The organism is Citricoccus sp. NR2 (assembly GCF_027594385.1).
In the GTDB taxonomy this organism is placed as follows: Bacteria; Actinomycetota; Actinomycetes; order Actinomycetales; family Micrococcaceae; genus CmP2.
Genome location: NZ_CP115154.1, coordinates 1,876,528 through 1,898,829 on the forward strand (window position 1 = coordinate 1,876,528; position 22,302 = coordinate 1,898,829).

21 protein-coding genes are annotated in these 22,302 nt (G+C 67.2%); 12 read left to right on the plus strand and 9 right to left on the minus strand.

The window, feature by feature from the left end:
- Positions 1–54: 54 nt before the first annotated feature.
- On the minus strand, positions 55–1,362 hold the full coding sequence (locus O1A05_RS08905; RefSeq protein ID WP_270104865.1) for a magnesium transporter MgtE N-terminal domain-containing protein: 1,308 nt from the start codon (positions 1,360–1,362) through the stop codon (positions 55–57).
- 114 nt (positions 1,363–1,476) lie between these two features.
- On the opposite strand from O1A05_RS08905, the gene O1A05_RS08910 reads away from it, so the two are divergent.
- Positions 1,477–2,157, plus strand: coding sequence for a general stress protein (locus O1A05_RS08910; protein ID WP_270104866.1), 681 nt, complete (start codon positions 1,477–1,479; stop codon positions 2,155–2,157).
- Here O1A05_RS08910 and O1A05_RS08915 read toward each other — a convergent pair.
- Positions 2,154–3,722 (minus strand): aminopeptidase P family protein, encoded by a 1,569-nt coding sequence (locus tag O1A05_RS08915; RefSeq protein ID WP_270104867.1) that lies wholly within the window; start codon positions 3,720–3,722, stop codon positions 2,154–2,156. The two genes, O1A05_RS08910 and O1A05_RS08915, sit on opposite strands and share 4 nt — an antisense overlap.
- Positions 3,723–3,787: 65 nt before the next feature.
- Here O1A05_RS08915 and O1A05_RS08920 point away from each other — a divergent pair, with 65 nt between their 5' ends.
- A complete protein-coding gene (locus O1A05_RS08920; RefSeq protein WP_270104868.1) occupies positions 3,788–4,630 on the plus strand; it encodes a PHP domain-containing protein in 843 nt (280 codons plus the stop codon).
- On the opposite strand, the gene O1A05_RS08925 is transcribed toward O1A05_RS08920, so the two are convergent.
- The 5 genes from O1A05_RS08925 to O1A05_RS08945 all read right to left on the minus strand — a co-directional run bounded on the left by O1A05_RS08925 (position 4,611) and on the right by O1A05_RS08945 (position 9,575).
- Positions 4,611–5,471 carry a DNA-methyltransferase gene (locus O1A05_RS08925; RefSeq protein WP_270104869.1) on the minus strand — a complete coding sequence of 287 codons (861 nt, stop codon included), beginning with the start codon at positions 5,469–5,471 and terminating at the stop codon, positions 4,611–4,613. The genes O1A05_RS08920 and O1A05_RS08925 overlap by 20 nt on opposite strands.
- A gap of 2 nt (positions 5,472–5,473) precedes the next feature.
- On the minus strand, positions 5,474–7,033 hold the full coding sequence (locus O1A05_RS08930) for a DEAD/DEAH box helicase (protein ID WP_270104870.1): 1,560 nt from the start codon (positions 7,031–7,033) through the stop codon (positions 5,474–5,476).
- Between the two features lie 193 nt (positions 7,034–7,226).
- Positions 7,227–7,451: a DUF3107 domain-containing protein gene (locus O1A05_RS08935; protein ID WP_270104871.1), complete on the minus strand. Its 225-nt coding sequence runs from the start codon at positions 7,449–7,451 to the stop codon at positions 7,227–7,229.
- 119 nt (positions 7,452–7,570) lie between these two features.
- Entirely contained in the window at positions 7,571–8,179 is a 609-nt protein-coding gene (locus tag O1A05_RS08940) for a TetR/AcrR family transcriptional regulator (protein ID WP_270104872.1), read from the minus strand.
- A gap of 55 nt (positions 8,180–8,234) precedes the next feature.
- The gene (locus tag O1A05_RS08945; RefSeq protein WP_270104873.1) at positions 8,235–9,575 is read right to left on the minus strand and encodes a glutamyl-tRNA reductase; all 1,341 of its coding nucleotides are present in this window, start codon (positions 9,573–9,575) and stop codon (positions 8,235–8,237) included.
- Positions 9,576–9,676: 101 nt separating this feature from the next.
- Here O1A05_RS08945 and hemE point away from each other — a divergent pair, with 101 nt between their 5' ends.
- The 6 genes from hemE to O1A05_RS08975 all read left to right on the plus strand — a co-directional run bounded on the left by hemE (position 9,677) and on the right by O1A05_RS08975 (position 15,964).
- Complete coding sequence (gene hemE, locus O1A05_RS08950; protein ID WP_270104874.1) at positions 9,677–10,795, plus strand: uroporphyrinogen decarboxylase; 1,119 nt, start codon at positions 9,677–9,679, stop codon at positions 10,793–10,795.
- A gap of 4 nt (positions 10,796–10,799) precedes the next feature.
- A complete protein-coding gene (locus O1A05_RS08955; RefSeq protein ID WP_270104875.1) occupies positions 10,800–12,179 on the plus strand; it encodes a protoporphyrinogen/coproporphyrinogen oxidase in 1,380 nt (459 codons plus the stop codon).
- Positions 12,180–12,247: 68 nt separating this feature from the next.
- Entirely contained in the window at positions 12,248–12,970 is a 723-nt protein-coding gene (gene hemQ, locus O1A05_RS08960; protein WP_270104876.1) for a hydrogen peroxide-dependent heme synthase, read from the plus strand.
- Positions 12,970–14,184: a ferrochelatase gene (locus tag O1A05_RS08965; RefSeq protein ID WP_270104877.1), complete on the plus strand. Its 1,215-nt coding sequence runs from the start codon at positions 12,970–12,972 to the stop codon at positions 14,182–14,184. Before hemQ ends, O1A05_RS08965 begins: the two co-directional genes overlap by 1 nt.
- Positions 14,181–15,182, plus strand: coding sequence for a hydroxymethylbilane synthase (gene hemC / locus O1A05_RS08970; RefSeq protein ID WP_270104878.1), 1,002 nt, complete (start codon positions 14,181–14,183; stop codon positions 15,180–15,182). Before O1A05_RS08965 ends, hemC begins: the two co-directional genes overlap by 4 nt.
- Positions 15,179–15,964 (plus strand): uroporphyrinogen-III synthase, encoded by a 786-nt coding sequence (locus O1A05_RS08975; protein ID WP_270104879.1) that lies wholly within the window; start codon positions 15,179–15,181, stop codon positions 15,962–15,964. The genes hemC and O1A05_RS08975 overlap by 4 nt, the downstream gene beginning before the upstream one ends.
- Before the next feature lies 1 nt (position 15,965).
- Here O1A05_RS08975 and O1A05_RS08980 read toward each other — a convergent pair whose 3' ends face one another.
- The gene (locus O1A05_RS08980) at positions 15,966–16,094 is read right to left on the minus strand and encodes a hypothetical protein (RefSeq protein ID WP_270104880.1); all 129 of its coding nucleotides are present in this window, start codon (positions 16,092–16,094) and stop codon (positions 15,966–15,968) included.
- 334 nt (positions 16,095–16,428) lie between these two features.
- On the opposite strand from O1A05_RS08980, the gene O1A05_RS08985 reads away from it, so the two are divergent.
- Genes O1A05_RS08985 through hemL form a run of 4 tightly spaced genes read left to right on the plus strand, consistent with a single transcriptional unit; the run spans position 16,429 to position 21,604 of the window.
- Complete coding sequence (locus O1A05_RS08985; RefSeq protein ID WP_270104881.1) at positions 16,429–16,752, plus strand: putative quinol monooxygenase; 324 nt, start codon at positions 16,429–16,431, stop codon at positions 16,750–16,752.
- Between the two features lie 15 nt (positions 16,753–16,767).
- The gene (locus O1A05_RS08990) at positions 16,768–19,299 is read left to right on the plus strand and encodes a hypothetical protein (RefSeq protein WP_270104882.1); all 2,532 of its coding nucleotides are present in this window, start codon (positions 16,768–16,770) and stop codon (positions 19,297–19,299) included.
- Positions 19,300–19,301: 2 nt separating this feature from the next.
- Complete coding sequence (gene hemB / locus O1A05_RS08995) at positions 19,302–20,288, plus strand: porphobilinogen synthase (RefSeq protein ID WP_270104883.1); 987 nt, start codon at positions 19,302–19,304, stop codon at positions 20,286–20,288.
- Positions 20,285–21,604, plus strand: coding sequence for a glutamate-1-semialdehyde 2,1-aminomutase (gene hemL / locus O1A05_RS09000; RefSeq protein ID WP_442867620.1), 1,320 nt, complete (start codon positions 20,285–20,287; stop codon positions 21,602–21,604). Before hemB ends, hemL begins: the two co-directional genes overlap by 4 nt.
- Here hemL and O1A05_RS09005 read toward each other — a convergent pair.
- A complete protein-coding gene (locus O1A05_RS09005) occupies positions 21,601–22,299 on the minus strand; it encodes a 3'-5' exonuclease (protein ID WP_270104884.1) in 699 nt (232 codons plus the stop codon). The genes hemL and O1A05_RS09005 overlap by 4 nt on opposite strands.
- Positions 22,300–22,302: the final 3 nt, after the last annotated feature.

Here is a 22,302-nt window from a genome sequence, read left to right on the forward strand (position 1 = left end):
GGCCTTGTCGTTCTTCTCAGCCACGGTTCCTCCTGGTCTTCGCTGGTGTGTGGATCACGGAGACGACGTCGGGATCTGCGTGATGATCCCGGTGCCCGGTTCGGACTCGTCGTGGGTGCGGATCTGTTCAGGGTCCATGGTGCGCCAGTCATCGGGCAGCAGGTGATCCAGCACGTCATCCACGGTGACCGCGCCCACCACGCGTTGGGCGTCGTTGATGACCGGGATGCTGGTCAGGTTGTAGGTGGCCAGCTCGCGGGTCACGGTGTGCAGCGGAGTCAAGTCGGTGACCGGTTCCAGCTCTTTGTCGAGCAGGTTGCCCAGCAGCTCCGGCGGCGGGTAGCGCAGCAGCTTCTGGAAGTGCACGACTCCGAGGTAGCGCCCGGTGGGGGTCTCCAGGGGAGGACGGGCCACGATGACCAAGGAGGCCAGGGCGGCGGAAATGTCGTGCTGGCGGATGTTTGCCAGCGCCTCTGCCACGGTCGCTTCCGGGGACATGATGATCGGGACGGGGGTCATCACCGCGCCGGCGGTATTCTCCTCGTACTCCATGAGGCGGCGCACGTCTTCGGCGTCGTCGGGCTCCATCAGCTCCAGCAGCAGCTCCTGCTGGGAATCGGGCAGCTCATTGAGCAAGTCAGCGGCGTCGTCTGGGTCCATTTCTTCGAGCACGTCCGCGGCACGATCCAGGTTCAGATTGGACAGAATGAGTACCTGGTCGTCGTCGGGCAGCTCCTGCAACACATCGGCCAGACGCTCGTCGTGCAGCTCTGCGGCGACCTCCACCCGGCGCTTCTCGGTCATCTCGTGCAGGGCATCGGCGAGGTCGGCCGGCTTCATGTCTTCGTGGGCGGCGACGAAGTTGGCCGCTCCCTGGGGCTCTTCCTGCCCGGCCCAGCGCGATTCTTCCCAGCCGACGAGCAGGTGCTCGCCCCGGGACCGGCCGAAGGCGCCCCGGCGGGCACCGACGCGGCGCACATAAAGGTCGGAGACGGCCCAGTCACCGTTGCGCTGGCGCGTCAGGCCCACGTCTTGCAGGACGGCGCTGCCGGAACCGTCTTGGAGTACCACACGGCGGTCAAACAGGTCCCCGGCCACCGTCATCTCCAAGCCGCGGCGCTCGAAACGGCGCAGATTGATCAGCCCGGTGGTAATCACCTGGCCGGAGTCCAGCGAGGTCACCCGGGTCATCGGCACGAACACTCGTTTTTTGCCCAGCACCTCCACCACGATGCCGGAGGCCACCGGCGGATCGATATGGCCGCGGTCGACCACCACGACGTCGCGCAACCGCCCGAGGCGGTCGCCCAGCGGGTCGAACACGTCCTGGCCCAGCAGTCGGGCAACGAAGATCTTGCTCACCGTTACAGCCTAAGCCCTGCGGCGGGAATGTGCCGAGTCAGGCGGAACCCAGGGTGGCTTACTCGGTGGGCATAATCGCTGGCGCGCGTGCGCGAAGCACGAGAAAATAGCACCATGTCATTCCTCGGTCCCGTCCCTCCGTCGTCCATGAGCTCCGGTCTGCCGCGCGGGGAGTTGATCGGCAACTACCCGTCGTTCGACGCCGCCCAGCAGACGGTGCAGCGGCTGGTGGACGAGGGCATCAGCTTGCAGGCCCTCACGGTGGTGGGCCGCGATGTGCGCGTGGTGAACCGGCTGCGCCGCCGCGCCGGCTACCCGGCCGTGGTGCTGCGTTCTGCCATTCAGGGCGCGTTCTTCGGATTGTTGATCGGACTGCTGATGAGTTTGATCGTCCCGGAGACCGCCGGGCTGCAGATCCTGAGCTCGGTGGCCCTGGGCATCGGGATCTGGGTGATTTTCGGCGTGCTCGGCCAGGCCATGCGGAAGAAGACCCCCGGCTTCGACACGATTCCGCAGGTGGTGGCGGTCAGCTACGATCTGGTGTGCGATTTTGAGGTGTCCCACCGGGCCCGCGGCATTCTCGGAGGGTCGACGGCGCCGGCCCCGAGCGCCCCGGCCCAGCCCGCAGCTCCCACTCAGCCGGCTGCTCCGACCGCTCCTGCTGCAGAAGAGGAATCCACCGAAACCCCGGCGCCGTCGCGCCGCGGGCAGATCCCGGACCTGCCCGACGGCCGCCCTCAGTACGGGGTCCGCGTCGACCCGGAGACCTCGGAGGACTCGGACCGCTCCCGCTAACCGTTGTGGTGGGCCATCCAGGCTTCGATGTCGTCCGGAGTGCGCGGTAGCGCTGCCGACAGGTTCTCAGCACCGTCAGCGGTGACCAGGATGTCGTCCTCGATACGCACGCCGATGCCGCGGTATTCCTCGGGCACGGCCAAGTCCTCGGCCTTGAAGTAGAGCCCGGGTTCGATGGTGAACACCATGCCCGGCTCCAGCACGCCGTCGAGGTAGAGTTCCTTCTTCGCCTGGGCGCAGTCATGCACATCCAGACCCAGGTGGTGGCTGGTGCCGTGCGGCATCCACCGGCGGTGCTGCTGGCCCTGCGGCGAGACCGCCTCCTCCACGCTGACCGGCAGCAGACCCCACTCGTCCAGGCGCTGGGCGAGCACGGTGACGGCGGTCTGGTGGATTTCCCGGAACCGGATGCCCGGCTTCACGATGGCGAAGGCGGCGTCGGCCGCATCGAGCACCGCCTGGTAGATGCGGCGCTGCACAGGAGAGAAGGTGCCGTTGACCGGCAGGGTGCGGGTGATGTCGGCGGTGTAGAGCGAATCTGCCTCCACCCCGGCGTCCACCAGAATCAGTTCCCCGTCACGCACGGAGCCGGTGTTGCGGATCCAGTGCAGCACGGTGGCGTTGTTGCCGGAAGCGGCGATGGTGTCATAACCGAGGTCGTTACCCTCCAACCGGGCCCGAGCGAAGAACGCCCCCTCGACCACGCGCTCGCCACGATCATGCTCCCGGGCGGTGGGCAGAATTCTCACAATGTCGTCGAAACCGCGCAGGGTGGCCGCGACCGAACCGCGCATCTCCTCGATCTCCCACTCATCCTTGACTAGGCGCAGCTCGGAGGTGAACTCGGTGAGCTCACCGTCCAGGGCATCGGAGGCTTCCAGATCGACGCCGGTGTTGATGCGGGAGGTATCGACGAGAGCCTCCATGGTGAGGTCCGAACCGCGCAGTAGGCGAATGCGCAGCCCCCCGATTTCCACGGCTCCGGCGTCCTTGGTCACCGCCACCTCCAGGTCGGCGAGATCCGCGGTGCGCAGCCCGGTGCGCTGGCTCATCTCCGCCAGAGTGGGGCGTGCACCCACCCAGAATTCGCCGGTGCGGGCGTTGGTGTAGAACTCCTCACTGTCACGTCCAGCTAGTGGGTGGAAATACAGGGTGGACTCGTGGTCCGAGCCGTCGTCCCCGGTTCCGGGTTCCACCGGCTGCATCACCAGCACCGCGCTGGGTTCATGGTCGGCCCCCAGACCGGTCAGGTGGGAGAACGCTGAATGCGCACGGAAACGGTAGTCGGTGTCGTTCGATCGGACCTTCGGCTCACCGGCCGGAACCACCACGCGTTCACCCGAGAAGCGTGCGGAAACAGCAGCGCGACGCTGGGCGGCGAACGGGGCGGAGGCGTTCAGCGGGGCCTCACTGGTATCGGCGGGGGCCCAGGACGAGGCCATGAACTCCTTGAACGCCTCGGAGGTGGGGCGCTGCGATCGGTTGTCGACGCGGTTCTCCAGGGGCTGGTCCTGCTCGTGGGAGGACTCGTGGTGCGACGGGGTCATCGAGGCGGATTCAGTCATGACCACATTGTTTCATGGGTGCACCACACTTGCAGAGCGCTGACCCGGCACAGCACACTGATGCCATGGCCTTCGACTTACACACCCACTCGCACTGCTCCGACGGCACCCAATCGCCGTCCGCGGTGGTGCGTGCCGCCGCGGAGGCCGGGCTGGAGGGGTTGGCACTCACCGACCATGACACCACCGCCGGCTGGGACGAAGCCGTGGCGGCGGGACGTCGCGAGGGGGTGGCCGTGGTGCGGGGCATGGAAATCTCCTGTGTATCCGCCCAAGGGGTCAGCGTGCACCTGCTCAGCTACCTCCACGACCCCGATCATCCGGGGCTGAAAGACGAGATGGAGCGTTCGGTGCGCTCGCGGCTGACTCGGGCCGAGCAGATGGCGCAGCGACTCAGTGAGGACTTCCCGATTACCTGGGAGCTCGTGCAGGCCCAGACCGAGCCTGGGGCCACGGTGGGCAGGCCGCACCTGGCGGATGCGCTCGTCGCAGCCGGGGTGGTGCCTGACCGTACCGCCGCCTTCGCCGGTATCCTGCTGCCGTCGTCGCCCTACTATGTTGGGCATTACGCGCCGGACCCGGCCGATGCGGTGCGGCTGGTGCGCGAGGCGGGCGGGGTGCCGGTGTTTGCCCATCCGAGGGCGGTGTCCCGCGGCCGCGTGGTGGGGGAGGACACCTTCGAGGAGATGATCGAGGCCGGCCTGGTGGGACTGGAGGTGGACCACCGAGACAATCCGGATGCGGACCGGCAGTGGTTGCGGCAGCTGGCGCGCCGTCATGACCTGCTCATGACTGGTGCCTCGGATTATCACGGGGCAGGCAAACCGAATCGGATCGGTGAGTACACCACGGACCGCGACGTCGTGGACCAGATTGCTGCGCTCGGCGTCACCGAGGCGGCGTGGTGACCAGCGCCTGAGGGAGGCGGCTGCGCATGATCTCGATCGCCTGCGGGTTCTGATCCACCAACAGGTACCGGCGCCCCAATTGCTCGGCGGCAGCACCGAGGGTGCCCGAGCCGGCGAAAAAGTCCAACACCCAGTCTCCGGGGCGCGACGACGCCGCCACCATTCGGCGCAACAGCCCCACCGGTTTCTGGGTGGGGTAGCCGGTTTTCTCCTTGCCGGTGGGGGAGACAATGGTGTGCCACCAGACGTCGGTGGGCAGCTTGCCGCGTTCCCGCTTCTCCGGGGTGACGAGTCCGGGGGCCATATACGGTTCCCGGTCGACTTCGGTCGAATCGAACCAGTAGGTGCGCGGATTTTTCACATACACCAGGATCGTGTCGTGTTTCGACGGCCAGCGGCGACGAGCCCGGCCCCCGTAGTCGTAGGCCCAGATAATCTCGTTGAGGAAGTGGTCCCGGCCAAAGATCACGTCTAGCATGACCTTGGCGTAGTGCACTTCGCGGTAATCCAGGTGCAGGTATAGGGTGCCGTCGTCGGCGAGCAGCCGCCAGGCCTGCCGCAGGCGCGGTTCCAGGAACTCCCAGTAGTCGGTGAAGGCGTCATCATAGGACGACAGCGCGCCCTTCACCGTCTGGTAGCTGTGCCCGCCGAAGCCGGTGCGGTCGCCGTCACCGGGAGCCACCCGCGTCGTCGTCGATGTGGACCGGGACTGCACTCGGCCCGTGTTGAACGGCGGATCGAGGTAGACGACGGTAAAGGTCTGCTCCGGCAACTGGTCGAGATAGGAGAGGTTCTCCGCTTCGACGATCAGATCCGGACCTTCGGGGTCGAATCCGACCACGTTCAGCTCTGCTCGTCGCGCTGCACAATCTCACCGTTGCGACGGCGGGTGCGGTTGCGGCTGCGACGCCGGTTGCGCCCTTCGCCCTGCTTCTGTTCGCCTTGTTTCTGCTCGGAGGAGCCGCCGGAACGACCACCCCGTCCGCCGCCGGAGCGTCCGCCGCGGCTGCCACGGCCGGAGTTGTCGCGCTTTTCGTCGCGGCCACCTAGCTCCTCAAGGTTCTCGGCGTCGAGACCCTCACGGGTGCGCTGCGCCTTGGGCAGTCGGCCCTTGGTGCCCTTGGGGATGTTCAGGTCCGCGAAGAGGTGCGGGGAGGACGAGTAGGTTTCCTGCGGGTCGGACTGGTCCAGACCGAGCGCGGAGTTGATCAGGGTCCACCGCGGCACGTCCTCCCAGTCCACCAGGGTAACGGCGATGCCTTTGTTGCCCGCACGACCGGTACGCCCCACCCGGTGTAGGTAAGTCTTCTCGTCTTCAGGGCACTGGAAGTTGAACACGTGGGTGACGTCGTCGACATCGATACCGCGGGCGGCGACGTCGGTGGCCACCAGCACGTCGATCTTGCCATTGCGGAACGCACGCAGTGCCTGCTCACGGGCGCCTTGCCCCAGATCGCCGTGGAGGGCACCAGCAGCGAATCCGCGACCGGTGAGTTCATCGGCCACCCGTGCGGCGGTGCGCTTGGTGCGGGTGAACACGATGGTCTTGCCGCGGCCCTCGGCCTGCAGGGAGCGAGCCAGCAGCTCGTCTTTGTCCATGTGGTGGGCGCGGTAGATCAGCTGGCGGATATCCTTCTTGGTAATCGAATCATCATCCGGATCGGCCGCGCGAATGTGGGTGGGCCGGGTCATGTACCGGCGGGCCATCGCCACCACAGGTCCGGGCATGGTGGCCGAGAACAGCATGGTCTGGCGGACCTCGGGCACCGAGGCCAACAGCGTTTCGACGTCGGGCAAGAAGCCCAGGTCCAGCATCTCGTCGGCCTCATCCAGCACCACGATCTTGGCGGCGGAGAGGTTCAGATGGCGCTGGCGCATCAAGTCGATCAATCGGCCGGGGGTGCCCACCACGACGTCGACGCCGCGCTGCAGCTCTTCGATCTGCGGCTCATAGGCACGGCCGCCGTAGATCGTCATCAGGCGCACGGTGCGCTGACCCAGAGCGCCGGTCAGATCCGCGGCGACCTGTACGGCCAATTCGCGGGTCGGGGCTACCACGAGCGCCTGCGGGATGCCGGCCTTCGGCAAGGATTGGTCACCCTCCTCGCCGGGGCCGACCACGCGCTGCAACAGCGGCAGACCGAAGCCCAGGGTCTTGCCGGTACCGGTCTTGGCCTGGCCAATGATGTCGTTGCCGGCCAGAGCCAAAGGCAGGGTCATCGCCTGAATGGGGAAGGGGGAGGTGATGCCTTTGGCGGCCAGGGCGTCGGCCATGTCGGCGCGGACGCCGAAGTCGGCGAAGGTCTTCTCCACCACGGGCTCGACGGCGTCGATGGTCTCGGCGACCTCGATGGTTTCTTCGGCGGGTCCGGTGGAGTCTTCAGCGTGCAGCTGGGAATTCATACGATACGGGTCCTGTCTGTGTGCGGAGCCGATCGCGGGAAGTCTTCAAGGGGTATCGCATCAAGCGATCGGTCATCCTGCTGGTGCAGATGTGCTGCAGGTCAGGCCGGAAACAGTCCCGGCTCTGGGCCAGTCTACCCTTAAAGACCGACGCGGACCCCCATCGGGGTCCGCGCAACGGTGAGTTCTTCGATTACTGGGCGGCGAAACCGACGGGGCGAGCGGTGGAGTTGCCGACTTCCACGTAGCCGATGCCCGCGGCTGGCACCAGCAGGGTCTTGCCCTTCTTATCGGTGAGTTCCAGCACCTCGCCGCGGGTGAGCGACGACTGCACCTTTTCATTCACTTCCTCCGCGCTGGCCTCGGTTTCGAGGACGATCTCGCGGGCCACGTGCTGAACGCCGATCCGAATCTCCATGCTGGGTTCCATCCTTCTGGTAGGTCTGCGGGGTGACGCGCCGGGCGCGTCGCTGCCTCCAGCTTAGCCACCTGAACCCGGCAGAAGCGACGCCAGGGTTCGGCCGAGCGCGAACCTGCTTATTGGAAGGTCCAGATGCCCTGCCACAGCAACTGGAAGGTGTGCTCGGTGACCTGGTCGATGTGCAACGAGGGGAATTCTTCTCCGCTGCGACGACGGCTAGCCCAATAGCGGGCCGCAGTGAGGACGGTGCCGGCCATGGCGTGGCCGATCACCTTCGCCTGTTCGTCGTCGAGGTAGGTTTCGTTGAAGACGTGCTCGGAGATCTGCCCGATCAGCGCATCGTTGAACTGGTCGACACGCTGGCGGACCTCAGTATCGTTGCCGAGACCAGAGTTGAAGACGATGCGGTGAGCGCCGTCTTCTCGTGCCATATATTCGAAGAGGGTGCGCACGGCGCCGCGGACGCGCTCTTCGTTGGTCTCTGCCTCGGCCATCGCGGACACCATGGCATCACGGACCACGGCCAATTGCTCGTCGAGCAGGGTCAGAAACAGCTCGTACTTGCCGGTGAAGTGCTGGTAGAGCACAGGCTTGGACACATCAGCCGCCTCGGCGATGTCATCCATCGAGGCGGCATGGTAGCCCTTCTCGGCAAAGACGCGCAGGGAGATGTCCATCAGCTGGCGGCGACGCTGCGCCCGGGGGAGCCTGGTGGTCGGTGGCATGTGGGGTATTCGCCTCGTTCTCGGTACAGGGGGTGAGAACAGTCTAGCGAGTAACTCAGGCTGAGCGCTGGGATGACTCGTGCACCGGGCACGCCGCCGCCGAAGAGGTGGGGGACTCCGGGGCGGTTTCCAGACCGAAGAGGGTCTGCAAAGCAGCGGTGTATTCATCCAGTCGGCCCTCGGCGGCCAGCTGGCGGGCGCGCGTGGTGGGCTCATGCAGCAACTGACGGATCATCCGCCGCATGGCCAGTTCCACTTCCTCGGCCGCGGCGGTGCACCCGTGGCGGGCGCGCACCCGGGCGATTTCTTCTTCGAGCACCTGGTGGGTGTGGCGGCGCAGGGCGACAATGGCATCGTTGGCGCTGCGCGACCGGCGCTCGGCGACAAAGGTAGAGACGGCGTCGTCGACCATGGAATGAGCCTGATCGACGGCGGAGGTCTGCTCCTCAGGAGCGGCCAGCTTGATCGACTCGAGGGTGATCAGATCCACGCCTTCCAGATCGGCGATGGCAGGATCGAAGTCATGGGACAGCGCCAAATCCAGCACGGTGAGCCGGTGCAGGGAATCCTCGCGAAGTGCAGCCAACTGGGCTGCTTCAACCGTGCGGGCGCCACCGGAGCAACCGATCAGCACATCAGCCTCGGCGAAGGCGCCGTGCACCTTGTCGCCACCCAGGGCCAGGGCCCAGCCGCCGCGATCCTCGACGAACTGCTCGGCGCGCCCGGAGGCAGAGTGCACCGCCACGTTCTTCGCGCCCAGGGCTTGTAGTTGGGCCAGTGTCGTGCCGGCGTAAGCACCGGTGCCGATGACGAGGACATTGGCATCCTCCCAGAACCGGGCGGCGGCAATCTGGTCGGTGCCAGCGCGCAACTCGGTGGCCAAATCCAGGGCGACCGAAACAATGGAGCGTCCGGTGGAACCCAGGGCGGTGCGTGAGCCGACATCTTTGGCGGTGCGGGTGGCGGATTCGAAAAGCTTGATCAGCCCGCCGGTGGTGATTCCCGATTCGCGGGCCTGCGTCAGGGCGCGGCGCACCTGGCCAGCAATTTCGCGCTCGCCGACGACAGCGGAATCGAGCCCGGCGCTCACCGTGAAAAGGTGACGCACGGCAGAATCCTGGGGGCGCAACTGGAAGGAAGAAGCCACCTGGTCGGCATTCAGTCCGGCGCCGCGGGCGACCGAATCGAGAATCTCCTCGGCGGCCTCGTCAATGCTCTGCTCATCGCGGGATTCGGCGTAGATCTCCAAGCGGTTGCAGGTGGAGAGCACCACGGCGCCGCGTGTTGCCTCGGCAGAGGGGACGGCAGCGATGACCTCATCGGTTCCGGTGCTCAACTGCGCCACCATCTCGAGGTCTAGGCTGGTGTGCGCGGCAACCAAAGAAAACAGAGCCACAATGGCTCTATCGTACGGCCGTTATCGCACCGAATCTAAGCAGGCAAGCCTAACTCGACACGGATCCGCCCCGCTGTCGCGGTGATGCGAGAATAGGGGCCATGACTGCACCTCAGCTGCCTGCCGACCACCCGCTGGTAACCGATGACGCTACCCGTTCCACCGCGCGCTCCGCCCTGATCACCGCCCTGCGTGGCGGCACGCCGGACCGTCGTCCGGTGTGGTTCATGCGCCAGGCCGGACGCTCTTTGCCCGAATACCGCCAGCTGCGCGAGGGGATTTCCATGCTGGATTCCTGCTTGCAACCCGAACTGGCCTCGGAGATCACCCTGCAACCGGTGCGTCGTCACGACGTCGACGCCGGCATCTTCTTCTCCGATATCGTCATCCCGCTACGCCTGGCCGAGGTGGGCGTGGACATCGTCCCCGGGGTCGGTCCGGTGCTGGATGCCCCCGTGCGCACCGCTGCAGACGTCGCAGCGCTGCCTGAACTGACGGAGGAATCACTCGAACCCATCCGCGAGGCAGTGCGGCTGACCGTGGCCGAGCTGGGATCCACCCCCTTGATCGGGTTCGCGGGTGCTCCGTTTACGCTGGCCGCCTACATGGTGGAAGGCAAGCCCTCGCGTGACCACCTCGGTCCGCGCACCATGATGCATGCTGAACCGGACACCTGGAACGCACTGGCCAGCTGGGCGGCACGTGCCTCGGGGCACTTCCTGCGCGCTCAAATTGAAGCGGGTGCCTCGGCCGGTCAGCTTTTCGACTCTTGGGCCGGTTCGCTCTCGTTGGGCGACTACCTGACCCATGTGCAGCCCCATTCTGCCGCGGCTTTCGCTCAGGTCGCCGACCTGGCCGGGCCGGACGGAGTGCCGTTGATTCACTTTGGCACCGGAACCTCGGAGATCCTACCCGCCATGCGCGACGCCGGCGCCAGCGCGGTCGGCGTCGACTACCGGCTGCCCCTGGACGAGGCTCACCGCAGGCTCACCGCGACCCCCGGGGCGGATGGCCGGGGCGCGGTGCCGCTACAGGGCAATATCGACCCCGCCCTGCTCGAAGCCGGATGGGACGTGTTGGAGGCCCATGTGCGCGAGGTGATTGAGGCGGGTTCGGTGGCGCCGGGCCATGTGCTCAATCTCGGCCACGGCGTGCCCCCGCACACCGACCCCACCGTGCTGACCCGCGTGGTCGAGCTGATTCACTCGGTTGCGCCGTAGTCCCGTGACCCAGTTCAACACCGTCGTGATCGGCGGCGGGGTGGCCGGGCTGGTCACCGCGCTGACACACCAAGGCCGTGGTGAGGACGTGCTCGTGCTCGAGGCTGGACCGGCCTGGGGCGGAGTGGTGCGCGGTGCGGAGATGGGCGGAATCCGGCTGGACGTCGGCGCCGAAGCCTTCGCGGTGCGCAACGACGTCGTCGCCGAGCTGGCCCGGGAATTGGGGCTAGACACCTTGGACCCGAACCCCGTTGGCTCCTGGCTGCAGCTACCCGAACGCGCCGTACCCGCGCCGAAGCTGGGGGTGCTCGGCATTCCCGGTGATCTCGACGCTGCCGAAGTCGGCGAGGCCCTTGGGCCGGACGCGCTGGAACGCGCCCGCCAGGATCTGGATGCCCCGATGGACCGTTGGACGGAGGCCACCCGCACTGGGGCCGCGGTGACCCTGGGCGAGTTGGTGGCGGACCGGCTGGGCGAGGATGTGCTCGCCACCCTGGTCGCGCCGGTGGTGTCTGGGGTGCATTCGGCCGATCCGCACCAGCTGGAAGTGCGTGCCGTCGCTCCCGGACTGCTCGACGCCGCGGTGGAGATGGGTTCGCTTGCCCGTGCGGTGGCTGCTCAGCGCTCGCGGCGCCCTGGAGCGGCGGTGGCGTCGGTGGTGGGCGGGATGAACACCCTCACTCAGGCCCTGGCCGAACGGGTCTTGGGCCGGCTGAACACCGCCGTCACCGCGCTGGAACGTCACGGCACCGGCTGGGTCGTCCACACCAACGCTGAATCGTTCGACGCCGCGCAGATCGTGATCGCCACCGACGGTCCCACGGCCTGGCGGCTGCTGGCGCCCGTCTCGGACGGCGCGCTCGATCCGGGCGACGCCCCGGAGCAGGGGGCTGGGGTGGCCCTGGTGACCCTGATTCTCGACCACCCGGAACTCGACGCTCACCCCCGGGGCACCGGAATCCTGGTGGCGCCCACCGTGGAGCCCGAGCAGATCGGGGCGAAGGCGATGACCCACATCTCCGCGAAATGGTCGTGGGTGCGCGAGGCGCTGCCCGCCGGTCGACACGCACTGCGCCTGTCCTATGGGCGCGTCACCGACGACCCCGCCTCCGGTGCCCCCGGCTACGCTTCTACCGACGCGGACCTGCTGCGCCTGGCTACACGCGACGTCTACCGGCTGACTGGCACCGAACCGGGCTCCGGCGTCGTCGTCGATCACCATATTCAACGGTGGCGGGCCGCACTGCCGGTGGCCAGTCCGGAACATCGTCGTCGGGTGTCCGATATGCGAGACTGGGCACGAACCCAACGCGACGTTGACATCGTCGGAGCCTGGCTCGCCGGGACCGGATTGGCGGCCGTCATCGCGGATATTCGTGACTGATCCCCGGTTAGACTGACAGCTGAACTCTACCGCGCGTAGAAAACGTGCACCGACCCCAGGAGCTGAACATGACAGAGCAATCCGTCACCCCCTCGGACACCGAGCACCGCACCGAGTGGTTCACCACCTATACGGTATTCGCCCGCGATGTGCCGTCCACGGTGAATCGGGCGGGCCAGTCGGCCACGGAGCGTACCCGTGCGGTGGAACAGTTCGACAAGGTGGTGGCCGAGCTTGCCGACGACGGGGTCACCGTGCGCGGTACCTACGACGTCTCCGGGATGCGCGCCGACGCCGACATCATGGTGTGGATGTACGGGCACGTCCCGGAAAAACTGCAGGCGGCAATCCGCAAGCTGCGACGCACCGAGCTGCTGGCCGGCACCCACATGGTGCTTTCCGCCATGGGGTCGGACCGGATGGCCGAATTCAACAAGGAACACATTCCCGCCTTCGCCATGGGTCGCAAGCCGCGCACCTGGCTGTGTTTCTACCCGTTCGTGCGCTCCTACGACTGGTACACCCTGGAAGGCAAAGACCGCGCTCGCATGCTGCGCGAACACGGCCAGCTCGGTCAGGAATTCCCCATGGTGTGGGCCAACACCACCTCCGCGTTTGCCCTGAACGACTGGGAATGGTTGCTGGGCCTGGAAGCCCCCGAGCTGAACCACCTCGTCGACATGATGCGCCACCTGCGCAACAACGAAACCCGTCACTACGTGCGCGAGGAAGTGCCCTTCTACACCGGGCGTCTCGTCACCACCGAAGAGATTGTTGAGGTGCTGATCTGATGACCGACGCTGTCATGGATCCGAAGGACTACGACGCCGTTCTGCTCGCTTCCTTCGGCGGGCCAGAGGGCCAGGACGACGTCATCCCGTTTCTGCGCAACGTGACCGCAGGGCGTGGGATCCCGGATGAGCGCCTGGAAGAGGTGGCCACCCACTACCGCGCCAACGGCGGCATCAGCCCGATCAATGAGCAGAACCGCGCGCTCAAGGCAGCTCTCGAACAGGAACTGGCCGCGCGCTCGCTGGAGTTGCCCGTCTACTGGGGCAACCGCAACTGGGCGCCATACTTCAACGACACGGTGGCCGACCTGCACCGGGATGGTCACGAGCGGGTGCTGGTGCTGACCACCTCCGCCTACTCCTGCTACTCTTCGGACCGCCAGTACCGTGAGGACATGGCCGGCGGAATCCTAGCCAACGAGCTGCAGGGACGGATCGAGCTCGACAAGATCCGCCAGTACTTCAACCACCCCGGATTCATTGAGCCCTTCGCTGAGGGATTGCGCGAGGGTCTACGATCCCTGCGCGAGGAACTCGACGTCGCCGGGGCCACCGGGCAGATCCGCATCCTCTTCGCCACCCACTCGATTCCTACCTCCGATGCCGCCGCGGCCGGTCCCCGGGATCTGGCCGAGCAGTTGCGCGCCGAAGCCGGTGCCGAGCCGGGTGAGGCCAACGGTGCTGACGTGTACTCCGCGCAGCACCTCGACGCCGCCGCCGAAGTGCTCAAGCTGGTCCCCGAAGCCGAGGGACTTTCCTGGGACCTGGTGTACCAGTCCCGTTCCGGCGCCCCGCACATCCCGTGGCTGGAGCCCGACATCAACGACGCCATGGAGCAACTCGTCGAGGAGTACGACGTGGCCGGCTTCGTTGTCGTGCCCCTGGGGTTTGTCTCCGATCACATGGAGGTGCTCTGGGACCTCGACACCGAGGCGAAGGAGACCGCAGAGAGGTTGGGGGTGGGTTTCCGCCGTACCCCGACTCCGGGCACACACCCCCAGTTCGTGAGCGGTCTCGTCGACATGATCGAGGAGCGATTGGGACGCCGCGAGGGCCGCGCCGCTGTGGGTCGGTTCGATGCCTGGTACGACACCGCTCCCGCCGATGATTCGGTGAAGCTCAACCGAGACGGCGAGCGCCGCCCCACCGTGGGCGCGGCCGATGCCGACGTCGTCAACGAGCTCACCGCAGAACGTGAACCGGGGCAGGTATGACCGGATTCCGCGTCGGCACCCGCGGCTCGGCGCTGGCCACCACGCAGACCACCACGGTGGCGGATGCGCTGGCCAGGACCTCCGGACGGGAGTACGAGCTGAAGATCATCCGCACCGAAGGTGACATCACCACCGGCTCGCTGGCCTCGCTGGGCGGCACTGGTGTATTCGCCTCGGCGCTGCGGGCCGCGATTCTTGACGGTGAGGTCGATCTCGCGGTGCATTCCCTCAAGGACCTTCCAGCCAAGCAGCCCGAAGGCCTGGAGATCGTGGCGATCCCGGAGCGAGTGGATGTGCGCGATGCGCTGTGCGCCCGTGACGGGCTCACCCTGGAGACGCTGCCGCGCGGTGCTCGCGTGGGGACCGGTTCCCCGCGCCGGGTGGCGCAGCTGCTGGCGGCCCGTCCCGACCTGGAGATGGTGGACATCCGCGGTAACGTGCCCACCCGCCTGGCGCGGGTGCCCGGGCTGGAAAGCCATGACGATCACGCCCCCGCGGCGGCTGGTTCCCCGCGCGGTGACCTCGATGCGGTGGTGTTGGCCTGTGCCGGGCTGGACCGGATCGACATGGACTGGGCGATCACCGAGCGCCTGGATCCTGCCGTCGTCCTCCCCGCACCGGGTCAGGGCGCGCTGGCGATTGAGTCGCGTCCGGAACTGGCCGGTGCTGCGAGCCCGCACCCAGAGCTCACCCGCGCGTTGGCAGAGTACGACGACGCAGCCACCCGTGTTCAGGTCACCGCCGAACGTGCGTTGCTCAGCCGGCTCGAGGCCGGATGCGCAGCACCGTTGGGCGCGCTGGGCCGCTTCGGCTCTGGAACCCTGGTGCTGGACGCCGTGGTGGCCGCTCACGATGGCTCACGGGTGCTGCGCCGCAACGAACAGATCACGCTCGCCGTGGACCCGGCCGAAGAAGCAGCCTTGGAAGCCGCGCGCGCCCTGGGCGTCGAGGTGGCCGAAGCGCTGCTGGCCGACGGCGCCGACCTGTTGTCCTGGTGAGCCAGGTGGCCCGCCTCGTCGTCACTCGTCAGCCCGCACAAGCAAGCGAACTGGAATCCGGGCTGCGCGCGGCCGGCGTCGGCGTCGAGTTCCTCCCAGTCACCGATTTCGCGCTGCCTGAGGACCGGTCTGCGCTGTACGAGTCGGTGGACCGGCTCGGGTCCGGGATCTATCAGTGGCTGCTGATCACCAGCCCCAACGCCGCCCGGGCCCTGGTCCATGCCGGATGGGACGGGCTATTGCCCTCCACCACCGCGCTGGCCGTGACCGGTCCCGGCACCGCGCGCACCGTGGCGGCTCTCGGCTGCCATTCCACCCCCTGGATGCCGCGCGAAGCGTCGGCCCGGGGACTGCGGGAGGGTTTTCCGCAGCGCACCCACGGTGGCTCGGCAGGTTTCGGCTCCGGACGGCTGCTGCTGCCCCAATCCGATCTGGCAGACCCCGCGTTGGCTGAGGCCCTCGGTGCGCGGGGTTGGCGCGTCGATATGGTGTCGGCATATCAAACCGTCGAATATCCAGCGGATCCGGCGCGGCGCCTGCTTCCCCGGGCGGGCGAGATACTGGACATCGATTCCTGGAACGAACCGGGCGCGGTCGTGCTGCTGACCAGTGCCTCCGCGGCGCGCGAATTCCACCGGCGTCATCCGGGCGCCCTCCCGCATCTGATTGCCATCGGCGAGCCCACCGCACGGCAATGCCGAGAATTGGACATGCCGCTGCTGGGCACTGCCCCTACTCCGGATGTTGCCGGAATCCTGGCAGTACTTAAATCAGCGTCCTGAGTCAGCGCATGATGAATACTTCCCCCCGCTCGTCACCCAGCCACTGTCGTGCCGCGGCCGCGGGAATGGGGCCGTGCCCGGTGAGCCAGGCGGGGGTGTCGTCGTCGCCGAGCAAGGCAGCATCGGACATCACCAGGTGCACCTGGGCGGGTGCCGCGTGGGTGGATTCTTGCCCCCGTGGCGCGCTCCACGAGTAGGTCGGCCATGATCTGGTCCCGGGTACATCGCTATGAGATCAGAGGACGGCGCCGCGACGAACAAGGGGCGATGCCGGGAAAATTCCACCACGGACTCAACCATGACCACGCCACCCGCCGCGAGCCGAATACACATGGAATATGTACGATCATCAAATAGTCGAGCTGGCGATACTTGGCGATATACGTGTTCTAGTCAGGTCGCTGAAATAACGTCGTCTGCGGGTCCTGTTGGCGCCCGCGTGTGGAGAGTGAAAGACTGAGACCATGATCCTGATTACTGTGAAATACACCGTCAAGCCCGACTACGCCGACACCTTCCTGGATCGGGTCGCCGATTTCACCGAAGCCACCCGCGCGGAAGAGGGCAACCTCTGGTTCGACTGGTTCCAGTCGGTGGAGGACCCGCACGTTTTCCTGCTGCACGAAGCATTCCAGGACGACGCCGCCGAAGCGCACGTCACCTCGGACCATTTCCAGGCCGGCCTCGATGCCATGCGCCCGACCCTGGTGAAGACCCCGGAGATCATCTCCCGCACCATCGAGGGCTCCGGCTGGGACCGCATGGGCGAGCTCGACCTCGGAGACTGACCGACGTCGTCGTTGATGCGCTTTTTCTCGCGCGGGGGCGCGACCGCTGTACTTGGTATTCTGGCCGCGCTGCTCGCCGTCGTCTCCGGGGTCACCGGGCTCTGGTTGGATAGCCGCAGCCCCCAGGAACCGATCGAGATTCGGGTTGATGCCGACCTGGACGCTGGCACCCTCGCTGGTGGGCTCTTGGGGGATTTGAACATCAGCCAGGACACGGTCGACGCTGCCGCAGACCGTGCCAAGCTGGGCGGATACCAGCCGCTCGTCGTTGGTATTTCGGCCGAACCGGCGCCGACGGATCTCACGACGACTGCTTCTGATGGGCTCGACATCGAAATTTTCTTGGGCGAGCCGACCCTGGGGGAAGCTACCGGGTTCCCGCCGTCGGAGACGGTGGCGCTCTCGCTCGAGTTGGCCGAGGCCCTGGATGATCCGTATGCGGTGCGATCCGGCACCATCAATGGATTCGAGAACTCGGTGGGATCCGGTCACGGCCCCGGCGCGGTGGTCGCCGCAGTACAGAATGCCAGCCGGCTGATCCACCCGGAGCCTAGCGGGCTGCTCTGGTACGCCACCGCCGGTATTTCCGCCGGCGCCAGCTTCTTCCTGTTCTGGGCCTGGGCGCGTCGTCGTCGTCATCGCGAAGCCGATGAGCGCACTCTGGCCGCCGCGCGCTACCAACTGGCCCGCGTGGTGCTCGATATGGACGCGCTCGAGACCTCGCTGGAGACCGCTGAACCCACCGACACCGCCCGCGCACTCTGGACCCAGATCGGGCAGAACGTGCGTCGGCTACAGCGCCAGGAACCCGAGGTGGTCGCTGCGGTGCAGGCGTCGCGGCGCATTCCCTCGAACTCGCAGGATGCACGACGGCGTCAGCTGACCGACTTCGCCCAGCGCACCGCCGCGCTGCACACCGACGCCACGGTGCTCGAGCAGTCGTTGGAGATTCAACACGGCGGACGCAGCTCAGCCGCACACCGGCTGGTGCACCCCCTCCACGAGGCGGTCGTCGAGCTCACCACCCGACTCATCGGGGTGGAGGATACGCTCAGCCAACACGAAGCGCTCAGCCTGACCAGGCGCCGACAGGTCATCCATGACGCCGACCAGACGCTGCTGCACCTCACCGAACAGGACGACGTGCAGACCGTATCGGACCAATGGCTGGACGCCGAAGCGGATCTGATGCGCTCGGTCGCCGCGCTGACTGAGCTGATGCGACGCCGCGACGGCCGCGTGGTGATGCACCTGCGCGACGTCCGCTTCCACACCGAACGCGCCGTGAACGACCGGCTGGCCGGGCACCAAGACACCCTGGAGGCCCGTACCCGGATGCGCGAGGCCCTGGGCTTGCCGGAAGAGGCGCCACTGCAGGTGCTGGAGACCGCCAATGTGGTGGCCCGCGCCCGCTTCGGCGATCACCCCGCCCTGGACGCCTCGCGCGAGGAACTGCCGCAGCGCCCGATCACCGACGCCCCGATGCGTGCGGTGGCCGCCCCCACGCAGCGCCAGCTCGCACAGGAGAAGCAGCGCGCCTCCCGGCGCCGTTTTACCCGGCGGGCGCTCGCCGTCATTGTCGTGCTGGTGGTAGGTTTTTCCGCTGGTGCCAGCGCGCAGTACGGCCTGGAGCAGCAGCGCCCGGCGTGGGAGCAGGCCGGCAACGAACAGCTGGCCGAGGTGGTGATCGACGGCGACACCGGTGGTCACGAGATGCTCGAAGAAGACCGGATCCGCCAGTACCTTCACGACCAGTTCACCGAGCCGGTGCACCTCACCCTCGCCGTGCGCCCCGCCTCCGAGTACCTGGACTACACCGTCCAGCGTCAGGACCGACTGCATGTGGGCTACGCCCCGGCCATCCAGGCGATGTGGCGGATCAAGGGTGAAGTCGGCGAGAGCAGCAACATCGTGGATTCGGTGACCGGGGACGTCACGGCACCGCACGTGATCCTGCCGGTGTTCACGCTCGACGATGACACCTTCACCACCCTGCCCGCACTCACCGGCACCCTGGCCGTGGGGGAGCAGACCGGGCTGGGCGAGTTGAACTACCGGCTCACTGACCCGCCGGTGTGGGATTTTGAGCACGTTTCCGCGGTGACCACCGAACTGGAGAGCCTGTCCCGCCAGTTGAACTCGAACGCCGTGTTCACGGACCGCACGAACCCGGAGCTGGCGTTCTGGGCAGTGAGCCTGGCCGTGATCGTCCTGGGAGCGATGGTGCTGCTGGTGCTGCGCTGGATCGGTCAACTCTCGGCCGGTCTGGGCCGGTGGAGTGCCCAGGCGCCCCGTTTGAGAGCAGCACAGCGGCGCATAGACGCCCTGTTTCTGGGGGAGGACGAGCGCGACTTTACCCTGGCGCTGGAGACCGGCCGCCCCGGGGTAGAGGCCCAGCATCAGTTGTTCGACCGAATGCTGCTGGTCTGCGCCCGGGAGCTCGAAGAACTGCGGTTGGCCCCGCGGGCCGAGCGCACCGACGCTGGATTCGCCCGTCGCATCGACCGACTGTTGGCCCGCCTGGATGCGCTCGGACTAGACTCGTGACCATGCCTTTTCCGCAGCACCGGCCCCGCCGTCTCCGTCAGAATCCCGCGATGCGCCGCCTGGCCGCCCAAACCCGGCTACATCCCTCCGAACTGATTCTGCCGGTGTTCCTCAAGGAGGGCGCGAGCGAACCGATCGCCATTTCCTCCATGCCGGGCGTTGTCCAGCACACCCGCGAGTCGCTCAAACGCGCCTCCGCGGAAGCAGTGGAGCTGGGGCTAGGCGGCATCATGCTCTTTGGCGTACCCGAACACCACGACGCCACTGGATCCGAATCGCTGAACCCCGAGGGCGTGCTCAACGACGGCATCCGCGCCATTAAGGAAGAAGTGGGCGACGACCTGGTGGTCATGTCGGACCTGTGCCTGGATGAGTTCACCGATCACGGGCACTGCGGTGTGCTCGACGACGCCGGCAACGTCGACAACGACGCGACCCTGGAGATCTACGGGCAGATGGGCGTGGCCCAGGCCGAGGCGGGCGCGCACCTGGTGGGCCCTTCCGGGATGATGGACGGCCAGGTCGCCGTCATCCGTCAGGCCCTCGACCACGCCGGCCACCAGGACGTGGGCATCATCGCCTACTCCGCTAAATACTCGTCGGCGTTCTACGGACCGTTCCGCGAGGCGGTGGATTCGCAGCTCACCGGCGACCGCAAAACCTACCAGATGGACCCGGCGAACCGCCGCGAGGCCATGCTGGAAACCATGCTCGACCTGGAGGAGGGCGCCGACATGGTGATGGTCAAGCCGGCGATGAGCTACCTGGATATTCTGCGCGACGTGGCCGAAGTTTCGGATGTGCCGGTCTCGGCCTACCAGATCTCGGGGGAGTACGCGATGATCGAGGCCGCTGCCGCGAACGGCTGGATCAACCGGGACGCCGCGATGGCCGAATCCGTGCTGTCCATCCGCCGCGCCGGCGCCGACACCGTGCTGACCTATTACGCCGTCGAACTGGGCCGTGCCCTGAAGGAAGGTTCCCTGTGACCGAGTCCACCACCAATCTCGCTGCGTTCGATGCCGCCCGCCGGGTGATGCCCGGGGGAGTGAACTCCCCGGTGCGGGCGTTCGGGTCCGTCGGCGGGACCCCGCGCTCCCTGGTGTCCGCCTCGGGTCCCTACCTGCGCGACGTCGAGGGCCGCGAGTACGTGGACCTGGTGTGCTCCTGGGGTCCGATGCTGCTGGGCCACCAGCACCCCGCCGTACTCGATGCGGTGCATGCAGCCGTGGACCGGGGGCTCTCATTCGGCGCGTCCACCCCGGATGAGACCCGGCTGGCCGAGCTGATCAGGTCCATCGTCCCGGTGGAGCGCGTCCGCTTCGTCTCCACCGGCACCGAGGCCACCATGACCGCCCTGCGCCTGGCCCGGGGCGCGACCGGACGGAACCTCATCGTGAAGTTCGCCGGCTGCTACCACGGCCACTCCGACGGGCTGCTGGCCTCCGCTGGTTCGGGCCTTGCCACCCAGGCCCTGCCCGGTTCCGCTGGCGTGACCGAGGCTCAGGCCGCCGAGACCCTGGTGGTGCCCTACAACGACGAGGCCGCCCTGCGCGACGTCTTTGGGGTGCACGGAGACCGCATCGCCGCCGTGATTACCGAAGCGGTGCCCGCCAATATGGGCGTGGTGGTGCCGAACGACGGGTTCAACCAGTTCCTTCGCACCCTGACCGCCAAGCACGGCGCCCTGCTGATCTGGGACGAGGTGCTCACCGGTTTCCGCGCCACCGCCACCGGCGGCTGGGGTCTCTCCGGCGAACCCGAGGGCTGGACGCCGGATCTGTGGACCTTCGGCAAGGTGGTCGGCGGCGGCATGCCCGTGGCTGCGGTGGCCGGGTCTGCCGAAGTGATGGACCTGTTGGCTCCGTTGGGACCGGTGTACCAGGCGGGCACCCTCTCCGGGAACCCGGTGGCCATGGCCGCCGGGCTGGCCACCCTCGGTGAGGCGACGAGCAACCCCGAGGTGTACGCGACACTGTCTCAGCGCTCGGAACAGCTGCAGCAGCTACTGAGTGAGGCACTGACCGGAGCCGGCGTCGACCATTCGATTCAGACCGCGGGCACCCTGTTCTCCTTCGCCTTCGGCACCTCCGCCACCGGGGTGCACGACTACGCGCAGGCCCAGTCCCAGGAGGCGTTCCGGTACGGGCCGTTCTTCCAGACCATGCTGGACCACGGGGTGTACCTGCCGCCGAGCGTGTTCGAGGCCTGGTTCGTGTCCTCGGCACACGACGACGCCGCCATGGAGCGCATCGCCGCCGCGCTGCCGCACGCCGCCCGGGCTGCGGCTGCTGCGACAGCTTAGGAGACCGGCTCCACGGGCCACGCGCCGTTGATGACGGCCTGGGGGTCCTTGGTGCGCCGCAGGTACTCCTGGAAGCTGGCCGACTGCTCGGCTTTCCACTCCACCTGCAAGGCATGCAACTGCGCCAGCGGCATCTGCAGTTTCGGATATTTCTGTGCCAGCGCATCGGCCACACCGACCGCCGCCAGGCAGTCCGCCGCGGAGGTGTGGGCGTCCTCGAGGATGACCCCGTAGTGCTCGCACACATGGGTCAAGGTGCGCTGGCCCTTCCGATAGGTGTCAACCTTTTTGTCGATGACGAACGGGTCGATCACCCCGGTCACCTCCATGGGGTCCAGCCCGTGGCGCGCCAGCTCGGCGGCCAGCACGGTGAAGTCGTACACCCCGTTGTAGGCCACCACCGGCATGCCCTGCTCCATGATGTCGCGCAGGGTGTCCGCGATCTGTTCGACCCCGGTGCGTGCGTCCATGCCCTCGGCGCGGGCCCGCTCGGTGGTCACCCCGTGCACGGCAGCGGCTTCCTCGGGGATCTCCACCCCGGGGTTGAGCAGCCATTCGGAATCGGCGCGGGCGGTGCCGGCGTCGTCGACGAGCACCAGGGAGGCGGTCACGATGCGGGCCTGATGGGGGTCGCGCCCGGTGGTCTCCAAGTCGAAGCCGACCCGGGTGAGGCGATGCCAGGAAGTTTCGGTCACGGA